The sequence below is a fragment of the Barnesiella sp. CU968 genome (genome assembly GCF_905219685.1).
Lineage (GTDB): Bacteria > Bacteroidota > Bacteroidia > Bacteroidales > Muribaculaceae > Lepagella > Lepagella muris_A.
Window position 1 is genome coordinate 1 of sequence record NZ_CAJMXD010000130.1, and the last position, 7,323, is coordinate 7,323.

General features: G+C 49.4%; 6 protein-coding genes. All 6 read left to right on the plus strand.

Annotated elements, in window-relative coordinates:
• A partial coding sequence (locus JX312_RS06590; protein ID WP_204457453.1) for an MFS transporter occupies window positions 1-532 on the plus strand: 532 nt, incomplete at its 5' end.
• Window positions 532-1,974, plus strand: a complete 1,443-nt coding sequence (locus JX312_RS06595) for a hypothetical protein (protein WP_204457454.1) — start codon at window positions 532-534, stop codon at window positions 1,972-1,974. The genes JX312_RS06590 and JX312_RS06595, both read left to right, overlap by 1 nt.
• A 27-nt stretch (window positions 1,975-2,001) precedes the next feature.
• Entirely contained in the window at window positions 2,002-3,858 is a 1,857-nt protein-coding gene (locus JX312_RS06600) for a class I mannose-6-phosphate isomerase (RefSeq protein WP_239653837.1), read from the plus strand.
• Complete coding sequence (locus JX312_RS06605) at window positions 3,851-4,759, plus strand: ROK family protein (RefSeq protein ID WP_239653838.1); 909 nt, start codon at window positions 3,851-3,853, stop codon at window positions 4,757-4,759. The genes JX312_RS06600 and JX312_RS06605 overlap by 8 nt, the downstream gene beginning before the upstream one ends.
• A 98-nt stretch (window positions 4,760-4,857) precedes the next feature.
• On the plus strand, window positions 4,858-5,670 hold the full coding sequence (locus tag JX312_RS06610; protein ID WP_204457455.1) for an endonuclease/exonuclease/phosphatase family protein: 813 nt from the start codon (window positions 4,858-4,860) through the stop codon (window positions 5,668-5,670).
• A 208-nt stretch (window positions 5,671-5,878) separates the two neighbouring features.
• Window positions 5,879-7,323, plus strand: a 1,445-nt coding sequence (locus JX312_RS06615) for a sulfatase (RefSeq protein ID WP_204457456.1), incomplete at its 3' end; no start/stop codon positions are given.

A 7,323-nucleotide genomic window follows, 5' to 3' on the forward strand; every position in this document is an offset into this window, starting at 1 on the left:
ATGGATGCCTACATATCTGTATGAGAAATTCAATCAGAGTCTGGCTGCCGCTGGATTCAATTCAATGTTCTACACACATATGTTTGCCTTTATAGGGGTGCTTATCGCAGGCGGACTTTCCGACCGCATCGCAAGAAAGGCTCCGTGGCTGCGTATGGCGATGCAGGGTGTGGGACTTCTTCTGGGCGCGCCATTCATATTCATGATGGGCAACTCTGAAATAATCTGGGTGGTCTATGTCGGTCTTGCCGGTTTTGGCTTCATGCGTGCGCTTTTTGATGCCAATACCTATACAGTTCTGTATGATGTGACTCCGGAACGTCTGCATTCGTCAGCCTCCGGTGCCATGATCATGGTCGGATTCGGTTTCGGCTCGCTTGCACCGGTTGTGCTTGGTGCCATAAAGGAGGCCATGAGTCTTTCGGCTGGCATATCCGTTCTTGCTGTCATATGGGTTGTCTGCGGAGTCATGATGACAGGAGGCGCGAAGTTATTCTATAGAAAAGATTATGATAAAATTCACAAAGCATAATGAAACAGACAGATAAGACACGCAAAGGGAAGGCAGGACTACTGCTTGTTGCATCACCGCGATTCAAGNATCTGGGTGAAGGCACAGCGCACGGCACATATGGCGAACGCAAGGCAAAGGTAGTTGATGAGATAATCTCCCGCCTTGATTTTCTTGACATAGAATTTCCGGGGATAATATATGAGAAAGATGACGCTGAACGCGCCATGAAGTATTTTTATGACAAAGAGGTGGATTTCATTATCACAGAATTTCTGAGCTGGAGCGAGGACTTCGCATGGATACGTTTTCTGCGAGATATGCCAGATCTGCCTATGATTTTTGTCAACGTTGCAAAAGACAGGATGGCATTCAATGATACTCTCGATGAGGATGATTTCATAGAATATCTGTGTTCCGGCACGCTTGTCGGCTCTCTGGAGGCATCAGGGTCTATCCCGAGGACTGGCAGACGGCATGTCAAAGTAGTGATGGGGTCGCGAGAGGAAGTGAATGAAAAGATCCGGATCTTCTCGCAGGCGGCACGCGTCCGCGCCATCATGCGCCGGTCTACCGTAGGTCTGCTTGCNAACTATAATGAAGCTATGTGGAGCACATATATAGACCCATATGATGTTTTTGTCAAACTCGGACCGGAGATACGTTTTCTTCCGTATTCCGTATATGGCAATGTCATAGAAGGAATTGAAAGAACTGAACTCAAGGAATATTGTGACAGACTCACGGGCAGTTACAGGATGATGGAGGATGTGGATTATGAGAAATTCGAGGCATCGGTCCGTGCCTCGATCGGTCTCGCAAAGATGGCGGAAGATTCAGATATAGACGTGATGGTTTTTAATGATATCGACCGTGCCATGTTTGAGCTNGTCGGACTGCGCGCCGGATTTTATCATCCCTGGTTTAATGCAAACACATCGGTGCTTGTGCCGGAGGCGGATATGGGTGCCGGACTCATAACCTATATTCTCAAGCTGATCTCGGGAAGAAATGTGAACTTTATTGAACCGTTCCATATAGAAAGTGAATTCGGCACGTTTGCCGGAGGACATGCCGGTCCCAACGATCCCAATGACCCCGAATGGCAGGATAACGTTGTGATCGCCCGCGATGTGCGTTTTGCCAAAACAAGTTACAGGTACGCGGGAGCACCCTTTGCCTGGTATCGTATTTCTCCGGGACTGAAGACAATGGCGCAACTCGTGGAATGCGACGGCGGATACAAGCTTGTCGCGACTCTTGTGGAGTCGCTGCCCGGAGAGCATATACTCGCGACATACTCCCATACGATTTTCCGTCCGGTTGTGCCTGTGGAACGTCTTTTCGAAGAAATAATCAAAATCGGCACAACCCAGCATTTCGCAGTCGTCGATGGTGACTGGCGTGCACAATTGCGCGAGCTTTCCGAAATCATGGACTTCAAATATTATGAAATCAATTAACCAAACAAACATAAATAACCTATATTCATGAGTTTTATGTATAACCCGTTCCCGTACGATGATCCCCGTCCGGTGAACCGCCCGCATATTCCGGCGGAAGTAGTGGAGAGTGTAGTATGCGGATCGCTGAACAGTGCAAAATCTCTTGCGGCGCGAGTGGAGTCTCTCCGTATTGCAAATCCGGGAAAGAGCGTGATTCTCGCATTCGACGGATATGCCACCGCCGAATGGCAGGAGATGATAAATCTCCTTTCCCAGCAGCTCGCGGGGAAGGGCATTCTCCTCGAACAGAAGAATTATCTTGACAATCTCAAAGAGGAGGAAGAAATCAACAATATGATCGACCCTCTTCTCGAATGGGACAGGGAGAAGGATCCCACCCTCCTTTACGGAAAGATTTTCCGGGGCGGTTACGAGGCTCTTCTGGATCCTGACAAGACCGAGGCATTCAGATCGGAACTGAGAAAAATACGTGAGGGCAATGAAGGGAAAGTCGTAGTGGTTTACGGCAACGGCTGTCTTATTCCCGCGAATATGCAGCTTTTCGACCTGAAACTCTATTTTGACGTGACTCCAAAGGAATCGATTCTGCGCATCCGCAGAGGGCAGTATGTCAATCTCGGTCAGAAGGAGGCGCGTCCCGCGAACCAGATTATCCGCCGCTGCTATTATGCCGACTTCGAGATGGCGGTCAATCTCCGGCGGAGTCTGCTCCGGGAGTGCGCGCTTGACTATTATGTGCCCAGTGACAAGCCCGGCAACCTTCAGCTTGTGCCCATGTCTTCGCTTAAGGAGATTTTCACATCGATGGCTTCATACCCGTTTCGTGCAAAACCGGTTTATCTTGAAGGTGTATGGGGAGGCACTTATGTGAAGAAACTCAGAAACCTGCCCGCCGACATGCGTAATTGCGCATGGGTGTTCGATCTTATCCCGATGGAGGTGAGCATCGTGGTCGAAGTGGGGCGGAACAAGGTGGAGTTTCCTTTCCAGACATTCTTCATGACAGCCAGCGAAGAGGTGATGGGCAGGAAGTGTGCCGATAAATTCGGCGGTTATTTCCCCATCCGCTTCAATTATGACGATTCCTATCACAGCACCGGCAACATGTCCGTGCAGTGTCATTCCGACGAAAAGTATAACCGGGAAAATTTCGATGAGCTCGGACGTCAGGACGAAAGTTATTATGTAGTCGAGGCAGGTCATGACGCCAAGACCTTCATCGGTTTCCGCGATGATGCCGATGTGGATCAGTTTATCAAGGAAATAAAGATCGCCGACAAGGAATACAAACCTGTGGATTATATGAAATATATAAGCTACGAAGAATCCAGACCGGGTCTGCAGGTGATGATTCCCGCAGGCACAGTGCATTCGTCAGGTCGCAATCAGGTGGTTCTTGAAATCGGTTCCCTTACCATAGGTTCCTATACTTACAAGCTCTATGATTATCTGCGTCCGGATCTTGACGGTGTTCCCCGTCCGATTCATACTTATCATGGAGAGAGAACTGTGGCACGCGACAGAACGACGACATGGGTAAGGAACAATATCGTGCAGAAGCCTCGCATCGCACGTAGCGGGGAAGGATGGTCAGAGGTGATTGTAGGAGAATCCCCGTTGCTTTATTTCTCCCTAAGACGTTTTGAATTTGAAAAGGAGATAGAGGACAATACCAATGGCAAATTCCATGTGCTAACGCTTGTGGACGGTGAAAAAATCCGTATCCGCTCGAAACAACATCCCGAACGTTATTTCGATGCCGAATTTATGGATATGGTAGTGGTTCCGTCGACCATTGGCGAATACGTGGTGGAGAATCTCGGCGTGGAACCTATCCGCGTGCATAAAACGATGCTTAAGGATGGTTTCGAGAATGAATGACTGTCAGTTGCTTTTTGATGTGGGTGGGACGTTTCTCAAAGCGATTGTCGCAGATTCAGATCGCAGACTTATTGAAGATGCTGAATATGAGGTTCCCATGCCTTCATCCGGAAGCAGAGATGAGATAATCGGCGCCCTGGTCACTGCTGTGACCAGGGGAGCCGCTCTCGCGGAAGAACGCGGCATGAGGATTGCAGGTGTTGCTGTCGATTTTCCCGGACCATTCGATTATAACGCCGGGATGTCGCTTATGGAACACAAATTCCAGTCAATCCGCAATGTGAACCTGACCGGCATACTGAAATCCCATCCTGCTCTCGGAAGTGATGTCCCAGTCAGATTCCTGCATGATGTCAATGCCGCCCTTGCCGGGGAGATGATGTGTGGCAACGCACGTGATTTCAGGAATGCGGCACTCGTCACTCTCGGCACCGGTCTCGGTTTCGCGTGCTGCATTGATTCCGTGCTGCAGCTCAATCCATACGGCTCTCCGCTCATCTCGATATTCCGTATGCCATACGGCGGCGGGATTCTTGAAGACTTTGTGTCGAAGAGAGGAATCACACGGCTTTACAGGGAGATGTCGGGATGCGTTAAGAACGAAATCACCGTGGCTGAAATAGCATCTGCGGCTTTTGAAGGGGATGACGCCGCCCGCAGGGCATTCGCGGAAGCCGGAGGGATTCTTGGAAGAGTATTGGCTCCGATACTTGCCGAAAACAATATCGAATGTCTGCTATGCGGAGGTCAGATTTCAAAATCCTTTGAATTGTTCGGTCCCGCGTTGAGCGAAAATCTGAAGGATGTGGCTCAGCCAAGACTTATAGCACCGGCAAAGAACATCACGACAGCTCCATTCTATGGATTGCTGGCATCCCTGATTCAGGAACCGTCCCGATAGCTTCCAGAAAAACTTCCAGAACAACTACTTAAACGGCATCAACAACAATGGTACACAAAAGATTATATTTATCAGCTCTAATTTTCGTATTTTTATGCATGACATCGCTCGCTGAAGTCAAAGTGATGGGATTTAATGTGCGTTACAATAGCCCCAAAGATACAGGTGAAACAAGTTGGGACGTCAGAAAAACCGCCATTCAGCGGTTTATCCGGGATGTCAGACCGGATGTGGTGGCTGTGGGGGAGGCACGCGAATCCATGAGGAAAGACCTCAAGGAATTGCTTCCGGAATACGGACAGATAGAAATACCCGGCACCGGTTCGCGAAGTGGTGCCAACACCATCTTGATTTACAATAAAAGCACGGTGAGTCTGCTGAAAGAGGGTTCCTTCTTCCATAGCCCGACACCTGACAAGCCTTCCAGATGCTGGAGCCACAGCAGCGAACAGTGGCGCGGCACATGCTGGGGAAAGTTCAGGGAGAAGACTACAGGGAAGGATTTTTATTTTTTTGCAACCCATCTCTGTTTGGGGTTGAAAAATCATGATCTGGAGGCAAAACTGAATTCCGCAATGCTGAATGTGATCAGGATGCGTGATATCGCAGGTGAGGATGCGCCGGTATTCATCGCCGGAGACATGAATGCGAGCCGTGACGAGGACGATGTGCGCAGATGGGGGCTGCAGCCATTCCATTTCTGGATGAATGACGGACGGGACGTGCCTGTCTCAAACAACGAGCCGACATTCAACGGTTTCGGCAAGGTGAAGATGACATCACGCCATGTGATAGATTTCATTTATTACCGAAACGCGGATGTGAAGAAGTTCGAGAATTTCAACAAGCCGGGCTGGGGTGTACCCTATATCTCTGACCATTATCCCAACATGATAACGGCAGAGTTATAACCGGCGACAGCTACTTATAATTTTATAGAATATGAAGAAAGTTTTGGCATTGCTGACCCTGGTCTGTGTCTCTTTTAGCACGCCGCCATCAATATCGCCTAAAAGATCAATGCCATCCCGGCATTGCGCAAATCATAGATAACGCCAGGAGAGAGTCTGAGTTTAAAATAAATCAAAACCAGACAATCCCTGAGAAAAAACAAAAGCCATGAATTTAAAATACATAAGGACTCCTATGGCTCTTATTGCCGGAGGTGTGGCAGTTTCCGCCTTTGCGAAAGACAATGCGGACAATCGTCCGAACATAGTGTTGATGCTTGCCGATGACTGGGGATTTCCCCACGCCCGGTCTTACGGTGCAACGGGAGTCGATTCCCGAGCCTTGGATCGCATAGCTGCCGAGGGAATGCTTTTCACCCGTGCGTATTCCGCGGCTCCTCATTCCTCGCCGTCGCGAGCGAGCATTCTCACCGGTCAGCATCCTCACAGACTCAAGGACGGGTGTAATCTCAACTGCTATTTCCCGGCGGACCTGACCGTTTATCCCGATGTTCTGGAAGAGGCAGGATATGATGCCGTCTATTGGGGAAAAGGGTGGGGTCCCGGAGTCTGGAATCAGACCGGATGGGAACATAACCCTGCGGGCCGGGAGGTCAAGGATATTGTGAAATATATAGAGCAGGATGCGCCTGCCGATAAACCGATATGTGTTTGGATGGGCAGCAGGAGACCTCATCGTCCCTACAAGCAAGGCTCAGGTGAAGCGCACGGCTTTAATCCTGATTCGGTCACGCTGATTCCTTATCTTCCGGATGCCCCGGATGTCCGTACGGATGTCGCAGACTATTACTACAATATCCAGCTTTTTCAGGATGAGTGCGAGGAAGTGATGGAGGCGTTGCGCAAAACGGGGCGTCTGGACAATACGCTGCTCATCATTACGGGAGACAATGGCGATTCTTTTCCACGTGCCAAATCAAATCTTTATGCTCTCGGTTGTCATGTGCCGTTCGCAGTAAGATGGCCCGGAGTAATCAAGCCTGGCAGTGTGTGTGACGGTTTTGTCAGTCTTATGGATCTGACAGCAACTTTCTATGAAGCGGCTGGAGTGAAGCCGAAAGAAAAGATGGACTCACGGAGCCTGATTCCGGTGTTTAAGGGTGACTACACGGCATGCCGCAAGGAAATATATTCCGATCGTGAACGCCATACCAACACTCGTCCCGGAGGATATGGGTATCCGATGCGTTCCGTGCAAGACAAGGATTTTCTCTACATAAGGAATCTTTATCCAGACAGGTTGCCAGCGGGTACTGATCCAGTATATGGTGATACAGGTCATGGTCCGGCAAAGGCATTTATGGTATTCCAGCGTGATAAATATCCCAAAGAGATTTTCGACCGGGCTTTCGGCTTGCGCCCTGCTGAAGAATTATATGATTTGCGAAAAGACCCGGGATGTCTGAACAATGTCGCGGACAGTGTCTCATATGCCAAAACAAAGAAAAAAATGTCGCGGCGGCTGACTTCCTGGATGAAAAGGACTTCCGATCCACGTGTAGATCCGGGCAATTTGTGTTTCGATACTCTGCCATATGTAAGGAAGGCTATGAGGATTGCTCTGATTGAAACGGAGGGTTGTCTTAAGGATAG

Coding starts and splice junctions, on each gene's coding strand:
- JX312_RS06600 (WP_239653837.1), top strand. CDS start 2,002: ATGAGTTTTATGTATAACCCGTTCCCGTACGATGATCCCCGTCCGGTG.
- JX312_RS06605 (WP_239653838.1), top strand. CDS start 3,851: ATGAATGACTGTCAGTTGCTTTTTGATGTGGGTGGGACGTTTCTCAAA.
- JX312_RS06610 (WP_204457455.1), top strand. CDS start 4,858: ATGACATCGCTCGCTGAAGTCAAAGTGATGGGATTTAATGTGCGTTAC.